The 18,952-nt window shown below is 68.8% G+C and carries 17 protein-coding genes and 2 pseudogenes; 4 read left to right on the top strand and 15 right to left on the bottom strand.

Features of this window, described 5'->3' with window-relative positions; all coding sequences use genetic code 11:
• Positions 1-60 precede the first annotated feature (60 nt).
• A complete protein-coding gene (locus KQY30_RS05650; protein WP_217305856.1) occupies positions 61-279 on the top strand; it encodes a hypothetical protein in 219 nt (72 codons plus the stop codon).
• A gap of 79 nt (positions 280-358) precedes the next feature.
• On the opposite strand, the gene KQY30_RS05655 is transcribed toward KQY30_RS05650, so the two are convergent.
• Together KQY30_RS05655 and KQY30_RS05660 are read right to left on the bottom strand one after the other, a co-directional pair.
• Positions 359-1,123, bottom strand: a complete 765-nt coding sequence (locus KQY30_RS05655; RefSeq protein WP_217305857.1) for an SDR family oxidoreductase — start codon at positions 1,121-1,123, stop codon at positions 359-361.
• 435 nt (positions 1,124-1,558) lie between these two features.
• Entirely contained in the window at positions 1,559-2,290 is a 732-nt protein-coding gene (locus KQY30_RS05660) for an SDR family oxidoreductase (protein ID WP_217305858.1), read from the bottom strand.
• 259 nt (positions 2,291-2,549) lie between these two features.
• Between KQY30_RS05660 and KQY30_RS05665 the strand changes: the two genes are divergently transcribed.
• A complete protein-coding gene (locus KQY30_RS05665) occupies positions 2,550-3,200 on the top strand; it encodes a TetR/AcrR family transcriptional regulator (protein ID WP_217305859.1) in 651 nt (216 codons plus the stop codon).
• Between the two features lie 20 nt (positions 3,201-3,220).
• Here KQY30_RS05665 and KQY30_RS05670 read toward each other — a convergent pair whose 3' ends face one another.
• Entirely contained in the window at positions 3,221-3,790 is a 570-nt protein-coding gene (locus KQY30_RS05670) for a TetR/AcrR family transcriptional regulator (protein ID WP_217305860.1), read from the bottom strand.
• A 133-nt stretch (positions 3,791-3,923) separates the two neighbouring features.
• On the opposite strand from KQY30_RS05670, the gene KQY30_RS05675 reads away from it, so the two are divergent.
• Positions 3,924-5,015 (top strand): Gfo/Idh/MocA family protein, encoded by a 1,092-nt coding sequence (locus KQY30_RS05675; RefSeq protein WP_217305861.1) that lies wholly within the window; start codon positions 3,924-3,926, stop codon positions 5,013-5,015.
• A 322-nt stretch (positions 5,016-5,337) separates the two neighbouring features.
• Here the strand turns inward: KQY30_RS05675 and KQY30_RS05680 are convergent, their stop codons facing one another.
• The 4 genes from KQY30_RS05680 to KQY30_RS05695 all read right to left on the bottom strand — a co-directional run bounded on the left by KQY30_RS05680 (position 5,338) and on the right by KQY30_RS05695 (position 10,278).
• Complete coding sequence (locus KQY30_RS05680) at positions 5,338-6,390, bottom strand: LacI family DNA-binding transcriptional regulator (RefSeq protein WP_217305862.1); 1,053 nt, start codon at positions 6,388-6,390, stop codon at positions 5,338-5,340.
• 20 nt (positions 6,391-6,410) lie between these two features.
• Positions 6,411-7,364, bottom strand: a complete 954-nt coding sequence (locus KQY30_RS05685) for an ROK family protein (protein ID WP_217305863.1) — start codon at positions 7,362-7,364, stop codon at positions 6,411-6,413.
• Positions 7,361-9,055 carry a class I mannose-6-phosphate isomerase gene (locus tag KQY30_RS05690; RefSeq protein ID WP_217305864.1) on the bottom strand — a complete coding sequence of 565 codons (1,695 nt, stop codon included), beginning with the start codon at positions 9,053-9,055 and terminating at the stop codon, positions 7,361-7,363. Before KQY30_RS05690 ends, KQY30_RS05685 begins: the two co-directional genes overlap by 4 nt.
• Before the next feature lie 704 nt (positions 9,056-9,759).
• Positions 9,760-10,278, bottom strand: a complete 519-nt coding sequence (locus tag KQY30_RS05695) for a DUF2231 domain-containing protein (protein WP_217305865.1) — start codon at positions 10,276-10,278, stop codon at positions 9,760-9,762.
• A 207-nt stretch (positions 10,279-10,485) separates the two neighbouring features.
• Here KQY30_RS05695 and KQY30_RS05700 point away from each other — a divergent pair.
• A pseudogene (locus KQY30_RS05700) lies at positions 10,486-11,319 on the top strand (heavy metal translocating P-type ATPase); the annotation flags it as partial.
• Between the two features lie 543 nt (positions 11,320-11,862).
• Here the strand turns inward: KQY30_RS05700 and KQY30_RS37345 are convergent.
• The 8 genes and pseudogenes from KQY30_RS37345 to KQY30_RS05740 all read right to left on the bottom strand — a co-directional run.
• Positions 11,863-12,510: pseudogene (locus KQY30_RS37345) on the bottom strand (CU044_5270 family protein); the annotation flags it as partial.
• A 164-nt stretch (positions 12,511-12,674) separates the two neighbouring features.
• A complete protein-coding gene (locus KQY30_RS05710; RefSeq protein ID WP_217305867.1) occupies positions 12,675-13,343 on the bottom strand; it encodes an RNA polymerase sigma factor in 669 nt (222 codons plus the stop codon).
• Positions 13,344-13,433: 90 nt separating this feature from the next.
• Complete coding sequence (locus KQY30_RS05715) at positions 13,434-14,030, bottom strand: hypothetical protein (RefSeq protein WP_217305868.1); 597 nt, start codon at positions 14,028-14,030, stop codon at positions 13,434-13,436.
• 68 nt (positions 14,031-14,098) lie between these two features.
• The gene (locus KQY30_RS05720; protein WP_217305869.1) at positions 14,099-14,578 is read right to left on the bottom strand and encodes a hypothetical protein; all 480 of its coding nucleotides are present in this window, start codon (positions 14,576-14,578) and stop codon (positions 14,099-14,101) included.
• A gap of 34 nt (positions 14,579-14,612) precedes the next feature.
• On the bottom strand, positions 14,613-15,185 hold the full coding sequence (locus KQY30_RS05725; RefSeq protein ID WP_217305870.1) for a hypothetical protein: 573 nt from the start codon (positions 15,183-15,185) through the stop codon (positions 14,613-14,615).
• Between the two features lie 102 nt (positions 15,186-15,287).
• The gene (locus KQY30_RS05730) at positions 15,288-16,229 is read right to left on the bottom strand and encodes a CPBP family intramembrane glutamic endopeptidase (RefSeq protein WP_217305871.1); all 942 of its coding nucleotides are present in this window, start codon (positions 16,227-16,229) and stop codon (positions 15,288-15,290) included.
• A gap of 291 nt (positions 16,230-16,520) precedes the next feature.
• On the bottom strand, positions 16,521-17,963 hold the full coding sequence (locus KQY30_RS05735) for a carboxylesterase/lipase family protein (protein WP_217305872.1): 1,443 nt from the start codon (positions 17,961-17,963) through the stop codon (positions 16,521-16,523).
• Between the two features lie 80 nt (positions 17,964-18,043).
• On the bottom strand, positions 18,044-18,949 hold the full coding sequence (locus KQY30_RS05740) for an MBL fold metallo-hydrolase (RefSeq protein WP_217305873.1): 906 nt from the start codon (positions 18,947-18,949) through the stop codon (positions 18,044-18,046).
• Positions 18,950-18,952 lie beyond the last annotated feature (3 nt).

Consider the following 18,952-nt stretch of genomic DNA (forward strand, 5'->3'; position numbering starts at 1 on the left):
CGCGCGTTTTGACAACGACCTGCGGCGGGCGAGAATCGAAGTGGTTGGTGCCACGGTGATGTGGCTTCCCGAAGGGCCGGTGCACTGACGACCCGTGTCGACATCGATCCGGAACAAGCGGTACGCACCCGTCTCCGCCTGCTGGCGGCGCTGGCGGACACGGACACACTGCTGCTGGGAACCCACTTCCCGAAGCCCGCCGCCGGTGTGGTGCGCACGGACAACGGCCGGTACCGATTCATCCCCGAGCCCGGCACCGTCGTTCAGCCCCGGTGTTGATCGTTGGGAGGGACGTTGGGAGGGACACTTCCGGTTCCTCGAACCCGGCCGACAGCGATCCGTCGCGGATCGAGGAATTTCAGTTTGCCGGCGGCGCGAGGCCATTGAGCAGTGCGACCACCTGGTCGTAATCGCCGCGGACTTCGCTGTACCGAAGGAACTTGACCTTCTCGACCAGTACCTCGCGCACGTCCGGCTCGGCCTTGAGGATCGCGACGACCTCGGCGATGAACTCGTCGAGCGGCATGGCATCGGGATTTGTCGATCCGCCCGGCAGCAGCTCCGTCTGCACCGCCGGCGGCACCAGCTCGACGACCTTGACGGACGTGTCAGCCAACTGCAAACGCAGACCCTCGCTGAGCTGGTGGATCGCTGCCTTGCTCGCGTTGTAGCTCGTCGTCCACTTCAGCGGCGTGTGGGCCAGGCCGGACGAGACGGTCATGATCGTCGAGTCCGGGCAGGACTGGAGGTGCTCCACGAATGCCGCGACGAGGCGGACCGGGCCGAGTACGTTGGTCGTGATCACAGCCTCGGCGGCCTCAAGGAAGCCGGCCGGATTGTGCCAGTCCTCAGCCTTCATGATCCCAGCCATCGCCACCAGTACATTCAGGTCCGGGTGGTGCCTGATGACCTGTGCGGAGGCATCCGAGATGCTTTCCGGGCTGGTTGTGTCGATCACAACCGTGTCGATCGCCGGATGGTCGGCCGCGATCGCGTCGAGCAACTCGGCACGCCGCCCGCCCACGATGACCGTATTGCCCTGCTCTTCCAGGGCCACGGCGAGCGCCAGCCCGATGCCGCTCGTCGCCCCGGGAATGAAGATGGTGTTGCCTGTGATGTTCATGGCTTGAATTTTCGGCGGCCATACAACTCACAACCAGGACTTCCCCAACCGGGGACCGGCACTCCGAGGTTACGAAGCCCAGCATGCCGCTGCGATGTGGGCGGCACGCAGCGCGGTGTCATACGCACCGTCAGCGCACTCGCCCTCAACGTCGAACAGGGCGGCGGCGCGCTGACGGGCGAGGTCGGCGGCCGCCGCGTACAGGCGTCGGCCGTGTACAGGCGTCGGCCGTGTACAGGCGTCGGCCGTGTGCGTCGGCGTACGAGCGGGTGCGCGGGAGCCCGGCCACGAGGGCGAGGGCGCTGGGGGGTCTCCACCTCGCTCGGGCTGCCGAACGAGAACGTGCTCGGGCCCCGCGATCCGGCCGACGTGACCGGTGCCCTCAGCCGGTCCGCCGGCCTGCCGTGATCGTGGACATCTCCGCTGCGATGGTGGTCAGACCTGGGTCAGACCGCCGTCGACGGGCAGGTCGATTCCAGTGACGTAGCCGCCTTCGGCTGACGCGAGGAACAGCACTGCGGACGCGATTTCAGCGTCGGCGCCGGGGCGACCGAGCGGGACCATCTCAGGGATCCGATCCTTGAACTCCTCTGGCATGGTCTCGAAAGCGGGGGTCTGGATCGCCCCAGGGCTGAGCACATTGACACGGATGCGGCGGTCCTTCAGGTCGGCGGTCCACGAGCGTGCAAACGACCGCAATGCCGCCTTGCTCGCCGCGTAGAGCGTATTGCCGGCGATACCCTGCACCGAGCCGACCGAGCCGTTGAGGATGATCGAGGCGCCGTTGCTCATCAGCGGCAGCAGCTTCTGCACGGTGAACAGGGTGCCGCGGGCATTGACGCCGAACACCGTGTCGAAATCGTCCGCAGTGATCTGGTCGATCGACGCGAGGGTCCACGCCGCGGCGCTGGCGAACAAGACGTCGACCCGCCCCTTCTCGGCGCGAACGACCTCGGCCAGATGGTCCAGGTCTGCCAGATCGCCTGCGTTGCCCTGCACTCCAGTGACGTTGTGGCCGATATCGGCAACTGCCTGGTCAAGCTTGTCCTTGCGTCGTCCGGTGATGAAGACGTGGGCGCCTTCGGCGACGAACCGCTTCGCCGTCGCCAGCGCCATGCCGGACGTGCCACCGGTGATGACCGCGACCTTCCCGTCGAGCTTTGGCACGACGTACCTCCCTGCTGGTGAGCCGATCGATGATGAGGCATGCCTCATGTACGTCGGGAACAGTACATGAGGTGGGCCTCGATTTAAATCGAGGCAGTCCTCACATTGATGCAAGCGGCCGACGCGCTCACTCAGGGGCGCCACTGACTACCCCCGGTGACGCTCGGCGCGCTGCTCGGGTACGCCGGGTCGCATTCGCCGGGTCGGCGCGGATGCCTGCCTGGAGCTGAGGCGGCCCTCACATTGATAGGATTGTTTGGTGTCCTCCCCCAGCGGATCACCGTTGCCAACCCGCCGCGACGCCCGGCGCAATCGCGACCTACTGCTCGGGTGCGCCCGGGCCGCATTTGCCGAGCGGGGCGCGGATGCTTCGCTGGAGCAGATCGCGCGGGCCGCCGGCTTGGCCATCGGGACTCTGTACCGGCACTTCCCGACCCGGCTCGACCTGTTGGTCGCCGCGATCGAACCGAGGATGGATCAGCTCTTCATCGACGCCGAGGCCGCGCTGGCCGAGGCTGATCCGTGGGAGGCGTTCCGCAGTTACATCGACCTGCTGTGCCGGAACCAAGCCGACGACCGTGGTTTCAGCGATTTCACCAGCTTGCGGTTCCCCAACAACGAACGCACCGAGGCGTGGCTGAACCGCATCTGCCACATCGCACAAGACGTTCTCGACCGCACCCAGCAGGCCGGCGTTGTGCGGATGGACGCGACGATGACCGACATCTTCACACTGCTCTGGGCCAACGCCCGGGTCACCGAGGCCACCGGCCGGATCGCACCGGTGGTGTGGCGGCGGCACCTGCACCTGGTGCTTGGCGGGTTCCGCCCTGGTGACCGGAACGAACTGCCGGAGCCTCCATTGAGCGCGGAACAACTGCACCGCGCCATAGCGCAGCCACGTGAGTGACTGAGCCCACCGCGCTACGGTCAGGCCGTAGGAGCGCGTAGACCGTCCAGAATGACCCGCAGGCTGAGTCGCCACTGGTCAGGAGGCAGCCGCAGCCCCATGCTGTCGGCGCCGGTCATTGTGGCCGCGAGCAGAAACGCGATGTCCTGCCACGCGACGTCCGTACGCAACGAGCCGGCACGCTGCGCACGGCCCACCACCTGCTCGGTCAGCGCACGCAACTCCGCGATCCTGGTATCGATGTCCACATCGAGCGGGGAATCCGCGAGCACATCACGGAGACCGCAACTGGTCGCGCGCAACCTCGCGAAAGACTCCGCAAACACCGTGAATCCATCCCACGGGTCGGACATCTCCAGGGCGGCGCGCGCCACGGCGACAAGCTCATCGAAGGTGTCGGCGAGCACGACGGTGAGCAGTGCCTCACGCGAAGGCAACCGGCGATAGAAAGTGCCGATGCCGACACCGGCGCGGCGGGCGATCTCGTGTGCGGTAACCCCGACCCCGACCTCGGCGACAGCCTCTCGGGCCGCGTCGACCAGCTTCTGTACGTTGCGCCGCGCGTCCGCTCTCGGCTGCTCACCGGCCATGGTGAGCAGCCTGTCCACCGCACTGTCTGAGCTAGCCACCAACCCAGTCTAGCAGTAAATGGACCTCGGACGTCCGGTTGCGGTAATCTCCAAGAACCGGACGTGCAGAGTCCGATTAGAGAGAGGGCAATACATGATCAGGGTCGGTGTCATCGGCGCAAGCCCCGACCGCGGCTGGGCGGCCGGCGCACACATCCCCGCGGTGCGCGCACTACCGGACCAGTTCCAGTTGACCGCGGTTGCCACCAGCAATGCGGACAGCGCGCGGCGGGCCAGCGAGGCGTTCGGCGTGGACCATGCGTTCGCCGACTACCGGCAACTCGTCGAACATCCCGAAGTCGATCTGGTGGTGGTCTCGGTCAAGGTTCCGGCGCACTTCGAACTGGTCGACGCGGCCATCGCCGCAGGCAAGCACGTCTACTGCGAATGGCCTCTCGCGGTCACCACCGAGCAGGCCGTTCACCTCGCCGACGCCGCCGACGCACAAGGCGTGCGCACCGCGATCGGCCTGCAGGTCCGCTTCACCCCGGCGGTCGCACACGCAGCCGAGGTGATCGCGGCCGGCCGGATCGGCCGTGTCAGCTCAATCACCGCGCATATCACGGGCGCCAAGCGAGGTCTCACGAGCATCCCGCAATGGGTCTCCTACACCCTGGACCGCTCCAACGGCGCCGGCCAACTGGAGATCTCCGGCGGGCACATCCTGGACGTGGTGCGCTTCCTGATCGGCCCGATCACCGTGCGCCCGGCACTCACGGCGATCGCCTTCCCGCAGCACACGATCGCCGAGACCGGCCAGATCGTCGACGCGACGAGCCCTGACCAGGTCGTCATCACCGGCACCTCGGCGTCAGGAGCCACTGTCGCAGCGTCCGTTCACGGCAATGCCGCCGGGCCGTCCCGAGCCAGGATCGAGATCTCCGGAACGGATGGCGAACTGATCATCGAGACCGCGCCCACCGACTCGCCGACCGGTGCCTCACTGCAGATCAACCCCCTGCGTATGCGCGCAATCCGTAGCGGCGACACCGCCTGGCACGATGCCGCTCTGCCTGCGTGGCACGGACGGCCCGAGTGGGCCGGCCTGCCCAACGCAGCCCTCAACGTCGCCCGGCTCTACCAGCAGTTCGCGGAAGACCTCAGCACCGGCTCTCGGGTCGTTCCCGATTTCCGTGCCGCCGTCGAGGTGCATCGGCTGCTCGACGCGGCCCGTCAGGACGGATGACGGCTCGGCGTCAGCGCCTGCCGCGCTGACGCAGCCTGACCGGGACCGACAAGCGCTCCCCTCCGGGCGGGGCGAGGGCAGAGAGGAAAGGCGGCGGCCTGTGTTCGTGGCCATTGCGGATCACCGTGGAGCCACGCCGCAAACCGCTGGGAGGACCTTGTTTGGCCGCAAACACGAGCCTGGGTGGAAGCGACAAAATGAGCCTGGTCGCACTTGCTGCGCTGATCCGAGAGGTGTCCAGGGGCGATGGCGGCGGGACGATTTCGGCTCATGCCGGTCGCCGCGCGGTCGTGCCGCCGCTCCGTCTCCGTCACGGTGCAGATCACCGCCCGTACGCGGGCTCCGGTGGGCCGTAGTGCACGAGCGTCGTGGGCACGACGGTGCGCCGGGGCGGGGTAGTCGCGTCGGCCCTGGTACGTGCAGTGCCCTCCGTCATACGGCTGACGAGCAATCGACCGGCTTCCCGGCCGAGTTCGTCGCTGTCGTAAGCAACAATGGTCAGTGGCAGGCCGAGCGCGTCGGCGAGTTCGAAGTCGTCGAAGCCCGCCAGTGCGGTTGTCGTCCCGGCGCGGCGGATGGCGCGGAAGGCGCCGATGGTGTTGCGGTTGTTGGAGCAGAACAGGGCGGTGGGCGGCTCTGGCAGGTCGAGCAGTGCCTCGGCCGCGTGAGCGGCCTCGCCGGTCTGCTGCTGTCCTTGGCGTATGTAGGTGGGGTCGTTGGGCAGACCCGCGGCGGTGAGGGCGTCGGCGAAGCCGCGCAACCGTTCGGTGCCGGTGTAAACAGCGGGCGGTGAGCCGAGGAAGCCGATCCTGCGGTGTCCGGAGGCAAGCAGTCGTTCCGTCGCGGCGCGAGCGCCGCCGTAGTCATCGACCAGCACGCAGTCCGCGGCGAAGCCCTCCGGTGGACGGCTGGCGATCACCACGGGCACGCCTTCGGCCGCGGCGGTGGCCAGATGCCGCTGGTCGGCACCGGCCGGCACAGCGATGATGCCGTCGACACGACGGACGGCCAGGTCCTCGACCAGGCCGCGCTCGCTGTCGAGGTCCTGGCCGGTGTTGCCGATCACGGTCTTCAGGCCGTGCTGGGCGACGACGGAGTCGACCCCCAGGGCCAGCCGTGAATAGAAGGGGTTGGCCAGGTTGGTGACCACCAGGCCGATGAGGCCGGTGCCGCTGCCCAGGCGCAAGCTGCGGGCCACTTCGTTGCGGCGGTAGCCGAGTTCGGTGACGGCCGCGCGTACGCGGGCGGCCGTGGCCGGCAGCACCTTCGGGTCGTCGCGCAAGACCCGGGAGACGGTCATGGCGCTGACCGCGGCACGCTCGGCGACGTCACGCACGGTCGGCTGCGCGTCTTTCGACCCGCGTGTGTCGGGCATGCCGGCCGTGCCTCCCTTCGTCAGTCCCAAGCGGTCGCCGCGCGTGCCGCGCCGATGAGTGCGACCTCCCCGTCGGTGCTGGCGGGCTTCATCGCACGAGTATGCCGTGTAACGGCCGCCGAGACGCGACGCGGATTGGAAGGGGCAGGGCCGACCGGGGGCCGCGGACTGGCGCTGGAGACGGCGTCCGGCGCCCAGCCTCCGGTCACAAGTCCGGTGTGCAGGGCGGGAGCGACGAGGTCCCAGGAGCGTGAGATGGAGCCTCCGACGACCAGGACGGTCGCGTTGAAGTCCGTCAGACGCGGGCCGAGTGCCGCACCCAGCTTGGTGAAGGCGTCGTCCAGCACCCGATGGGCCCGTTCCTCCCCTGATCTGGCACGCTGGGCGATGTCGTGCACATCGGCGGCCGGGTCGCCGTAGCGGGCAAGAATCGCCTGGCGGGAGACGGTGTCCTCCAGTGGCCGGCCGTCAATCTCGGTAAGGTCCATGCGCCCCTCAGGCGGCACGCCGGCACCGTCCTCGCAAATGCTGCCATCGGCGAGAAAGGCCGAGCCGACACCGGTGCCGAGCGTAATGCCGACAGCACGACGATGACCGCAGGCCGCTCCGGCGAACCACTCGCCGGTCAGGAAGGCATGGGCGTCGTTGAGGAACACGACGTCGCCAGGGGGCTGCCACAGCCCGTCGCGGAGTGCCGCCCGCACATCTATTCCGTACAGAGCGTCGAACTTGCCGACACCCGCGAACAGCGCGATCCCCGCCGCGTAGTCGAACGGCCCTGGCACCGCCACACCCCACCGCGCGCCCGGACGCGCCGGCAGTTCTTCAGCGCAGCGCCGTACGGTGCCGAGTATGTCCTCGGCGGCGCCGTGCGGGTCGAGCGGCCTGCGGGTACGGCTGCTGATGCGACCGTTGCGCAGGTCCACGAGGGCCGCGGTGACATGGGTGCCGCCGATTTCGAGGACGGGAATCAACGGACGAGCGCTTTCACGACCCGCACCGGGCCGTCATCGGTCGCCCGGAGGGTATAACGCCCAACTGCAGCCGGAATGGTCAGCGTCTCCGCGTATGCCAGCTCGTGCCGGTCTCCGGCTGCCGTGTGCACCGTGACGCCCTCGCCTTCCACCACGTTCAGCACATGGAATCGCCCATGGGTATTGTCGTCCGCCTCAGCACCGGCGTCGAGCACGTACCTCCTGACCTCGTAGAACATCTCGTCCAGCGCGCCAATGATCTCCTCGCGCCAGCCGTTGCCCTCACGCAGGGTGCGTGGTTCCTGAACGAGGTCACGGGCGACGGCCTCGCCGCGTCGCTCTGTCTCCAAATTGGCAAACCCGTGCTCGTACGGCAGCGGTCGCGGACTGCCGTCGGTGCCGGGCCGCAGCCAGTCGTAGAACCGCAGGCTGTACAGGTACGGGGTGGCGCTGATCTCCAGCACGAGGTTGCCCGCCCCACTGGCGTGCGGGGTGCCCGCGGGGATCATGAACAACTGTCCCTGCTCGGCGGGGAAGACCAGGACGTGATCCTCCGGGTTCATGGGCACTCCGTCGCTGACGGACTCCTGTACCTCCTTGCGGAAGAGATCGACGTCGGCGTCCTCGCGCAGGCCGAGGAGCACCTTCGTGTCAGGGCCGCCGAGAGTGAGGTAGTACGTCTCGTGCTGGGTGTACGTCCAGCCGAAACGCTCACGCATGTACGGCTCCTTCGGGTGGCAGTGCACCGAAAGGCTTCCGCCGCCGACCGTGTCGAGGTAGTCGAATCGGATCGGGAACGACGTGCCGAAACGGGCGTGTACCTCCGCTCCCAGTACGTTCGCCGGCTCCAGTACGCACATGAGCTGGAACGGCACTTCGACTTGGGACTGCGTCCCGGGGCCCATGAGGATGCCGGCCTCGGGCGCGATCAGTTCGTAGCCGAGCGCGGTGTTGCGGGCGCCGGGGTTGAAGCCGAGTTCGCGCTGCGCCCAGTGGCCGCCCCAAGGGGTGGAGTTGAAGTAGGGGCGCGTTCGAACGGGCCGGCGTGCCAGAACCGCGTAAGTGGCTCGCAGGCCCGCTCCGTCGATCAGCACCGGCTGTTCCGGGCGCTGCATGTCGAGCCAGGCGTCAAGCCGGTGCGCGAGCGCGTCCCGGTGCCGGTCGAGCATCGGCCAGTCGATGTAGAACAGGCGCCTGAAGTCGGGTTTCTCGCCCGGCAGGCCGAGGTTCACTCCCGTCTCACCGGCGCCGGCGGCGGCCTCTGCGTACCGCTTGGGCACATCGGCGTACCACAGGAGGTTGTGCTCCACGAGTGCGGAGCCGGGCCCGTAGACAAGGAGCAGTCCTTCTTGAGGCACCACGGTCCGCGGGAGGGCATCGAAGAGGTCGTTGAGGGGATTTTCGGCGAGCTTGCGGTAGTAGGGGTCGTCCGCGTCCTCCGACCGTTCGGTGCGGTGTCTGATGCGGGCCGGCGGTACGTAGTGTTCGCGTACGTCGAGCAGGGTGACAGGGGTGCCGCGCGCGGTCAGTTCGCGTTCGAGGCGATCACCGAGTTGGCTCCAGTCCACGGAGGGTGGTCCCTCGACTGCCACCACCGCCGGTCCGTCGGGGAGTTGTGCGGCTATCGCTTGCCATCCCGTACTGAGGACGGCCTGCGGGGCGGCGGGGTAGCGCGGATCGAGCCGGTACACACGGTCTCCTTCTGGAACGGACGGACAAAACGGCGCCCGGGAAATTCGCCTGCCGCCTGGCTGATGGGCTGACAAGGTCGGCGGCGCTCCTGCCCCGGCGTGGGATGAATGTTATCGTTAACATGGTTCGGAGGCAGCTTGACCGCCGGACGTGATCGATGTCAACACCTGTGTGGGGTGAAAGTGGTCCGGAAACGCGCATGCACTCTGTCCGCGATTGACGCGAAGCCTCGCCGCCCCACCCCGTAAGCCTGGCAACCGTGGCCGGGCCGAGCTGACCGCAGCAGAGACGGCCGGATCTCCGCGTCGGTGCCGACAGCGGCCCGCCGCACCTCGATGTCAACGATCAGGCCGGGCCCGCCCGCCCCGTCCCGGAATACTTCAGGACTCACGGCGAGGAGGTGAACGCCCGGCAAGCGTCCGCCGAGAGGCCGCGCGGTCCGGTACTCGCTGTTCGTGCAGTGGTCACGGGCGAAATCGCGCCTTGTCCGCACTTTGCACGGCATGGGAACACCAGAGATGCCGAGCGGGAGTTCGTCCGGCTGCTGCCTGAGTCGTTGCGGGGCAGGAGGCGGTTGGACGACCGCAGCGTGCTCAACGGTTCGTGTGGAAGTTCCATACCGGGACGGCCTGGCGGACGGCCCTTGGCGGTACGTCCATGGGCCACGCCGCATACCCGGTTTCGCCGGTGGGTGGTATCCCGATCAGGAATCGTCACCTCCGCCGGACGCCGTCTTGGAGAAGTCGTCAGACCAAACGGCCTTCGCTCCCGAGTCGCCGATGCGGTAGACGTCCACGGCGGCTCCTGCGGCCACCACGAGCGACAGCACCACCGCCGCGACGCGCACCGGCGTGGTGGACCACCTTCGTGTGCCGCCCGGGGTGCCGGATCCGGGCGCGGTGGCGCGGCCGTACGCCCACCAGACGACGACCGCCAGGACGAACAGGCCCGCACTCCAGGGGAGCAGGCCATCGCCGAGGGCGGCGTGCCGGCGCACCAGCGCGTTGCTGTCGACGTGAGCTTCCAGCCATTCGCCGGACCCTGTGGTGAGCGGGACACTCACGAGCGCGACCAGGGCGAGCAGGGGTAGCACGATGCCCATGCGCTGTGCCGCCTTGGGCCAGATCACGCACACCACGAGTGCCAGGGCAGCCAGGGGAACAAGGACCACAACGAAGTGCACGAGCAGTACATGTACGGGCAGGCCGTTGATCAGGCTCATCGACGAAATCCTCCAGCGAGTTGGGGCCCGTGTCGATCGGGCGCGCCAGCCTGGCACAGGAACCTCTCAGCTCCTTCTGAGGAGTTTCTCTGCCGTCCGTCCGGCCCGGAAGCAGGGCCGGACGGGCCTTCCTCACGGGCCGGGTGCCGCGATGGGCTGGAAGGAGGCCGATCCGGCGGTGACCGCGTGGATCGACCGCGGTAGGCCATGAACCATTCCACTCTCACAGCGCGAGTGGACCGCCTGACCGCCCCGGGCGTGTCCCAACGGCCCGGACCGGCACTCCTGGCCGTCACGACGGCCGCCCTCACCGGCGGCGACATCGCCTGGCTCGTCGGCGCGCCGGGCCTCGCTGACCTGCTCTGGGCTCTCGGTACCGGGGCCGCCGTTGTCCCTGCGGTGCGGTGGGTGCTGGCTGCGCCGCGGCGCGGGCGCGCCGGCGTGGACCTGATCGCAGTACTCGCACTCGGCGGGACGCCGGCCGTGGGCGAGTACCTGGCCGGTGTCCTGATCGCGCTGATGCTCGCCACCGGGCGCACTCTGGAGTCCGTGGCCCAGCGGCGGGCCTCGCACGACTTGCGCGCCCTGCTCGAACACGCGCCGCGCTCGGCGCGTGTTCGCACGGGCGCGGGAATCGCCACGGTGCCGTTGGGACAGGTTGTTCTCGGCGACATGCTTGTTGTCCGCTCCGGTGAAGTCGTTCCCGTCGACGGCCGGGTGAAAAGTGCCGCCGCCGTACTCGACGAGTCGGTGCTCACGGGTGAACCCGTCCCGGTCATGCGGCTCCAGGGCGAAGGAGTGCGCAGCGGCGTGGTCAACGCCGGAGGCGCCTTCGAACTGCGTGCCATCGCCACCGAGCGGGAGAGCACCTACGCCCAGATCGTGCGGCTGGCCCGGAAGGCGGGGGTCGAGTCCGCGCCCGTCGTACGACTGGCCTGTTCTGCGATGCCTTGCTTGGTGAGGGTGACCAGGGCGTTTGCGATCGCGCCCGAGGATCGCTCGATTACGCGGCTGATCTTGGTGGCGGTGAATGCTTCCCCGGGATGGGCCTGGAGGTGGTCGATGACCATTTACCGCAGTCCTCCGGGGGCGAGCCGCTTCTTTCCGCCCGGCAGTGTGATTACTTCTGCGGGGACCGACACGCACCCTACGTACACACCGGTGCTCCGGGGCACACTGCGGCTGGCGTAGCCGGTGTTCACCATGGCGCGACCGCACCCACATAATCTGGCCCGTCCGTACGCCCAGCACCGTCACGCGCCATACGGACTCGCCGGCCTTGACTGCTGAGACCCTCGCGTCGGCAGCGTATCCACGGCTGCGCCGTCGGCTGGAGCCGTAGTTCTCTGGTCGCAGTTTTGTATCCGGGGCAGGGCACGGACCGTCGAGCTCTGCACGGGCGACCTCTTCGACGGCCACACCGCCGAATTGGCTCGTAGCACCCCGCCAAGCCGTACGCCGCGACGTACTCGACGCCGTCAGCGTCCTGGTCCGTACCCTCCGCGACAGTGAACCGGAACAGGCATTGGCGCCTGCTGGAATGAGCCCGCTGGTTCGACCGCTACAACGGCTGTCCTTGTTGAAGATCCATTCCGTGCGCTTTCCCTTGTGGACGCGAGCGACCGCCACGCCGTCCCGGCCCGCCGCGTCGGTCGTCCGGTCGACGACCGTGACACCGGGGATCTTCGCCGCGGCCCGGTACAGGGCGGCACTGACCTTCGGCGGGGCGAGTTGCTCGCCCAGCAGGTCGCCGATGGTCGTGAACGCCTGCTCGTGGGGGTCGGATCCCATCCCCTCGGTCTCGTCGTAGATCTTCGTGAGCAGCCCGCCGGGGTCGGTCGGCAGGGACTCCAGGTAACGGTAGGTGGGGTCGTTCAGGGACGGTGTCGAGTCGCCTCCGGCGACGAACTGCTTGGTGCCGTACTCCCAGAGGAGTGCGGGGCGGGATCCGTCGACGGTGAGCCAGATCTGCCGCGTGTGGGGCTTGTCGCCGCGCCCGCCGTTCGGACCGCTCACACTGGTCGGGGCGACCTCGCTGACGATGTGGACGTACTGGTCGTCGCGGATCGTGGGCGCCGGCCGGGAGGCGGCGGCGACCGCGATCCGGTCCAGCAGTACTGCGGCGGAGGGGCCGGAGGCCAAGGTCGGGCTCTGGCTTCCCGCGTCGGCGGGACCGTTGTCGGACAGGCTCCCGGTGGCCAGTACGACGGCGGCCACGGCGCCCGCGGCCAAGCGGTACGGCCGTCAATGCCAGGCGGCGGTGCAAGGGACAGGAGGCGGTTCGGTCGGCGGTGGTGTGCTGCCGGACTTCACTCATGAGGTGGTCCTTCAGAAGCTGGTGGCGGCGTCCGGGCAGGTCCCGATCGGCCGGGACCGGCAGCAGCCGGGTCATCTCTTCACGCTCCGCCGGGGTGGGCCGGGGTGGTCTGGCGTTCATCGGGTCTCCTCCTGGGGTGGCCGGACCGCGGAGCCGCGGTCACCATCTGTCTGTCCGTGGCTCCGCCGCGAGTTCCCGGTGTCCGCCCCGGGGTCCGTGGCGGCGAACTTGTGGAGTTTCTTACGGGCGCGGACAGCCCTGAACGCACCGTCCCGACGGGGACGCCCAGTGTCCGGGCCGCCGTGGCGTAGTCGAGACCCGACCAGACGCACAACGCGACCACCTCCCGCTCCGGGCGGCGAAGCCGGGACAGCGCCTCCCGAAGCCGGGTGATCCGGTCGGCGTCGTCGATCCGGCCGACCAGTTCCTCGGCGAAGTCCGGGAAAGCCTCTGCGCGCGACAGCCGCCCGACGGCGGCCTCGTGACGCCGGGCGGCACGACGGGTGTTCCTCGCGGTGTTGGTCGCGATCCCGAGCAGCCACGGGCGCAAGGACCCACCGTCCAGATCGACCGACTCCCGCGGCCGCCACGCCTCAAGGAAAGTCAGGGACAGTACGTCCTCGGCCACCGACCAGTCCCCGGTCAGCCGGGAGGCGTGGTTGTACACCGCCCGGGTGTAATCGTCGAAGAGAGCCCCGAAGGCCTCCGGGTCTCCCGCCCGTATCCGGGCACGCACACTCAGGTCCATACCCTCGAACTGTCCGCTCGGCCCGAGTGAGTTCCCGGGAAGCCGCGCGCGGGCCGCAGGGTCTGGCACGCCCCGCAGCCCGCTGTGATGTCAGGGGGACCAGGTCAGGTAGAGCAGGGCGAGGAGTTCGCCGTTCTCGTTCAGGGCTTTGAGGGTGGACACGCTGTTGTCGGCCACAGGGAACACCATCACGTTGGCTCCGGAGTCCGGATCGGTCACCTCGTCGATCCAGGGACCTCGGCCGGAAAGGACCCCGGTGGACAGCGTCGACTCCTTGAACCTCACGAGGGATTCGACGGGCATGTTCCGTTCGGCTCTGTCGCTCCACAGGCACGCGTATCCATCGATACGCAGAGCGGAGGATTCGTCGAAATCCCACATCGAGTCGGCGAGTTCGTCGGCGGCGGCGAGGGCGACGAACAGCGTGGTCACGTAGTACCGGGCCTGGCCCGGGTCTTCTCCCAGGTCGACACTCCCCGCGTAGACCGGGTAAACGCCGGGCTTCACTTCGAAACTGTCGATCCCGGAACCGGCGCATTCCGGAGTGGACCAGTTCAGATCGCCGTCGACCACCACCAGATCGCCCGCCCGGTCGATCCATCTGGGCCCCGGACCGCAGAGCGATTCCATCTCCAGTCCGGTCCAGCTCTTCCTGATGAACTCCGGAACGAAAGCATCCATGTCCACGCGGCAAACCTGTCAGATCGTCAGAAACAGCTCCGGTCCGGCCCGCGGCGGGCCGGACCGGAGCCGCTCTACTCGGAGTGTGTGATCGAGAAGTACGTACGCGCCGTCGGCAGGAACACCAGCACGACAGCACCGGCGATCAGGACGACCGGACTGACACCGATGACAAGATCGTAGACGCCGCCGGCGGTGGCCTCCGGCTGATATTCGTCGGAGCTCACGCTGTTGACCAGAACGAACAGCAGGACGGCGCCGACGGCGGTGATCGCGTTCCGCGCCCATGTCCGCCCCCGGCGCATGGAGAGGGCGAAAAGCAGCAGCAGGGCGGTGGAGACCACCATGAATCCGGCGGACAGGGCGGTCTGCCGAATCGCTCCGTCCTCCCCCATCTCGCCGCGCATTTCATCGAATCCCGAGGGAGAGATGACGAAAGTGTCCAGCACCCACGAGACCGGGTTCAGGGCGATCACCACGAGGAGGAGCAGAAAGGCCGCGTCCACCTCCCTGGGGCGTATCCCGCTTCGGTTCATCTCTGCCTTCGTCATCATTCCGGCCGCTGGTCCCGTCGCTCCCTGCCCGTGGTCACGAGGACTGCCGGACGCTCTCGGCGACGCCCTTCTTGATGATCACCTCGACGGTGAGGTTGCCGTCCTTCGCGACGGCGTCCAACTCGTCCGGGGTGCACTTCTCGGCCTCCGGGGTCTCGGGGTCCCCGCAGATGTCCCCGCCGATGATCTCGGTGTCGACGGCGACCCAGAAGGGACGTTCCGCGACGAGCAGCTTGCCCGGGGCCTGGAAGGTCAGTACGCCGTAGAACGTGCCGTCGGCTCCAGGGGCATCGGGATTGTCGACAGGACCGTTCTCCGTACCACTGCCGGCGGCGTCATTGGTGTCCTCGCCCGAACCGGAACCCGAATCCGCGTCGGAGTCCGTACCCGAACCGGAGTCGGTGCCCGCGCTCGGGCTCCCACTCGCGCCACCCGAACCCGCGTCGGAGCTGCCCTCCTCGTCGGCACCGGCACTCGCGGCGGGGCTGGAACCGCTCCCGGAACCGTCGGCGACGGAGTCGGGACCGCATCCCGTGAGGAACAGGCCCGTGGCGGTCAGGAAGGCCAGAGCGGCGAGCGTGCGGGTGCGCGTACGGGTGGATCGCATGGAAGTGCCCTTTCGGCGTTGTTCGTTGGTGAGTGGCAACGCCGCGTCCCTGTCCGGGCCGCGGCGTTGCCGTAAGGAAGTTCGTGGTCGCGACGGGGTCGGTCAGCCGACCGGAGCGATCCGCCGCGACACGTCGGCGTCGTCCTGGCCCGGCTGAGGCGCCACCTGAAGGTGCGGGCCCGTCCGGCGATCGCGACGTGTGGCGAGCAGCGTGCCGGCGAGGGCGACCTGTACCCCCAGGACGCATGCCTGGGTCAGCGGGGACTCGACGGTCAGCACGGCCATGGTCGCGTTGAAGCCGAGGTGGACCGCGACGGACGCCGCGACTCCGGCGAGCTCGTACGCGTAACCGGTCAGCAGTGCCACGGGGAAGACGCTGAGCGAGAACATCAGGCCGCTCCAGCTCATCAGCCCGAGCTCCGCCTGGACGGTTCCCTCGATGAAGAACAGCGGCAGATGCCAGACCGCCCAGACCGCGCCGAGCAGGAGTCCGGCCCGGACCCGCCCCATGGAGCCGCGCAGCCGGGGGTACGCCGTACCGCGCCAGCCGGGCTCCTCGGACAGCGGACCGGCGATCACCATGCTGATGAAGAACGGCACGATGCCGCCGACGGTCGAGATCAGCTCCCTGCCCTCGGTCAGGCTCACCGCGGTGCCCCCGAGGAAGTCCGCGAGGAAGGCGCCCGCCACCACGCTCCCCGATGCCAGCGCCAGCAGGGGCAGCGCCCAGAAGAGGCGTACGCCCTGCCGGAATCGGACCGTCCGGGGCGGTACAGGCTCCCCGAGGCGGCCCCGGCGAATCCGGACGGCGATCGCGCCGAACACCGGGCCGAAGCCGCCGAGCAGATACGGGACGGCGGTGGGGGAACTCGTGGGCGATCCGCCCAGCAGGATCGCGGTCAGCCAGAAGGTCCAGGTCGTCGTGAACGTGACAGCGAAGAAGAGGCCGAGGCCGCTTCGCCGCCCCTGAACGCCGCTGGCTTCGATCTGCCGCGGCGCTTCGCCGCTCCCGGTGAGTCCGCCTCCGCTTTTCCGCTGGAACATCTCCACTGCCCTTTCCACTGAGGCGCTCTTCGCGCCCTGTCCACGACGCTGCGCACGGCGAAAGCCCGGCACACTGGGCGCAGGGCCCAACGGTCGACCGGGGTGCCGGCTGCCACCACGGAAGATCCCTTCGATGCGGTGGGAGTGCCGCGGGATCACAGGCGACCCGTGGGTCAATTCTGAGGTGGGGCCGCGTTCGCCAGGAACGGCGTGCGCCTTTGTTGCCTTCCGGTACAGGCAGTTGTGCCCTCGTGTCCTGCGGCGCGGGACAGGTGGCGGCGAGCCGGCGTTTCATCCTGCACCGAGGCGCTCGACGTGTCCTCCCGCTGGTTCATGGATGGGCCAGCCGGGGCTGCCGGTCTCAGCGAACCTGACCCATGACCGGTGGATCCTGCCGGCGAGCTCGGCGGGCGGTTCGGTGCTGCCGAGGAGCCCTCGTGGGCCGTGCAGCGACGCCAAGGACAGGCGGTCGAAGACGAACGGCAGCTCCATCACGTGACTGGCGCCGAGTTGTCCGTCGATCGCGTCGGAGCGCCAGAGGAACTCGTAGCAGTGCGTCCGCCCGGACGCGGCGCTCGCGTGTGCGGCGGCCATCCGCCGGGTGCCTGTTCCGAAGAGCCCGTCGCCGAGGATGAGGGTGCGCAGTTCGGCGGTGGTGGCGGCAGGGTGTTTTGCCTGATAGCCGCGCACGGCGTCGGCGGGACGGGGGTGGAATCGTGCTGCGGTGTCCAGGAGATCGGCTTCGGTGCTGCCCGCCAGGACGCCGAGCGGGGCGAGGTAGAGGCTGCCCTCGTCGAGGTTGGAGCCGATCAGCAGGTCGGTGCCGGATCTACGGGCGGCCAGCGCGGTGGCGGGCTGTTGCTCGCTGACGAGGCTGAAGGGGGTGATGCCGGCCAGCGGGTGGTGGTGGGTGGCGGTGCGCAGGTCCAGTCCGGTCAGGTGGGGCAAGAGGTCGACGAGATGCTCGTCCGGGATGTCCGCCAGGGTTTCGGCCGTGGGCTCGATCTCCAGCTCGCGTCCGACCGCTGCGGTGACGATGCCTGCTTGCTCCGGTGTGAACGCGGCGGTGCCGCTGCCGCTTTGAATGATCGCCCGTCGGACGAGGCCGGAGGAGGCGGGGTCGGCGAGAATGCCGCCGACGATGATGGCGCCCGCGGACTGGCCGAAGAGGGTGAGGTTGCCGGGGTCGCCACCGAAGCGGGCGATGTTGTCGTGGACCCAGTGCAGAGCGGCGAGGACGTCGAGCATGCCGCGGTTGTCAGGCGCGTCCGGGAGATGCAGGAAACCGGGGATGCCGAGGCGGTGGTTGACAGTGATCAGGACCACGCCGTCGCGGGCGAAGGCCGTTCCGTCGTAGAGCGGCGCGCGGTTGGAGCCGGCCACAAAGCCTCCGCCGTGCACGAACACCATGACCGGCCGGGGCGGTCCCTCCGGCGGCGGGGCCCAGATGTTCACGGTGAGGTAGTCCTTGCCGCGCTGCCAGCCCGGACCGAAGTAGGGCGACATGTCGAGGGTGCCGAAGGAGTCCCGTACGGGTTGGGGTGCGGTCGGCCCTGGCCGTGTGGCATCACGGACCTCAGTCCAGCCGGAGTGTGGGCTCGGCGCGGTGAAACGACTGCGTGCGGTGGGTGGTGCGGCATAGGGCACGTTGAGAAAGACCGTGCCGTGCTCGTCGCGGCGGCCGCGGACCGGACCCTGGGTGGTGGTCACGGTGGTGAAGTCGGCGGACGTCATCTGGTGTCTCCTCGCTGGTTGCTGCTGCGGTGCCGCCGCCCCGGGTCGGCCGGGGCGGCGGCAAGCATGAAGCCGGTTGGTCAGTACCGGCTGATTGGTGCCCAGCTCTTGATCGCGAAGCCGGTGCCGTTGTGCTCGACTTCAAGAGCGCTGTGGCCGCTGAAGTGGGCAGGCAGGACAAGGGCGTTGGCATCGGCGGCCCAGCCGAGCAGCCTGCGCCGGGTTGTGCGGGCCTGGGCCGGGTCGTGGCAGAAGCAGCTGTTGTGATCCGGGTGGGTGACCTGCAGGGGGGTGTGCATCAGGTCGCCGGCGAACAGGGCCCGGTCGGTGCCGGAGGCCAGTTCGACGACACTGGAGCCGGGCGTGTGGCCGGGGGCCGCCAGCAGCCGCAGACCGGCGTCGATGGTGTGGCTTCCCTCCCACAACTGGACCTGGCCCGCGGCGTGGACGGGGGCGACGCTGTCCTCGAAGACGTTCTCGTTGACCCCGCCGGCGACGTCCGGGTTGTTCGCCGGGTTCCAGAACTCGAAGTCGGCCTTGGGCATCAGGTAGGTGGCGTTCGGAAACGTGGGCACCCAAGTGCCCTTGATGAGGCGGGTGTTCCAGCCGACGTGGTCGACGTGGAGGTGGGTGTTGACCACCAGGTCGACGTCCTCGGGACGTACACCCGCGCGGGCGAGACTGGCAAGGTAGTCGAGGTTCAGGTGGTCCCACGCGTCGACGGCCGGGCGGGGCTTGTCGTTGCCGACACCGGTATCGACCAGGATCGTCCGGCCGCCACTGCGCAGCAGCCAGGTCTGCATGGCGACGTGGACCATGGCGTCGTCCGCCCCGAGGTGGTCGGGTACGAGAGTGTCCCGGTGGTCCTTCCAGGCCTGCTCGGGCATGTCCGGGAAGAACTGGTCCGCGGGCATGATCGGCCCGTGCATCTCCTCGATCCGGGTGATGGTGACATCGCCCAGGGTGATCTCGTTCGTGTCCTGCATGGT

It is taken from the genome of Streptomyces sp. GMY02 (assembly GCF_019056675.1).
Lineage (GTDB): Bacteria > Actinomycetota > Actinomycetes > Streptomycetales > Streptomycetaceae > Streptomyces > Streptomyces odonnellii.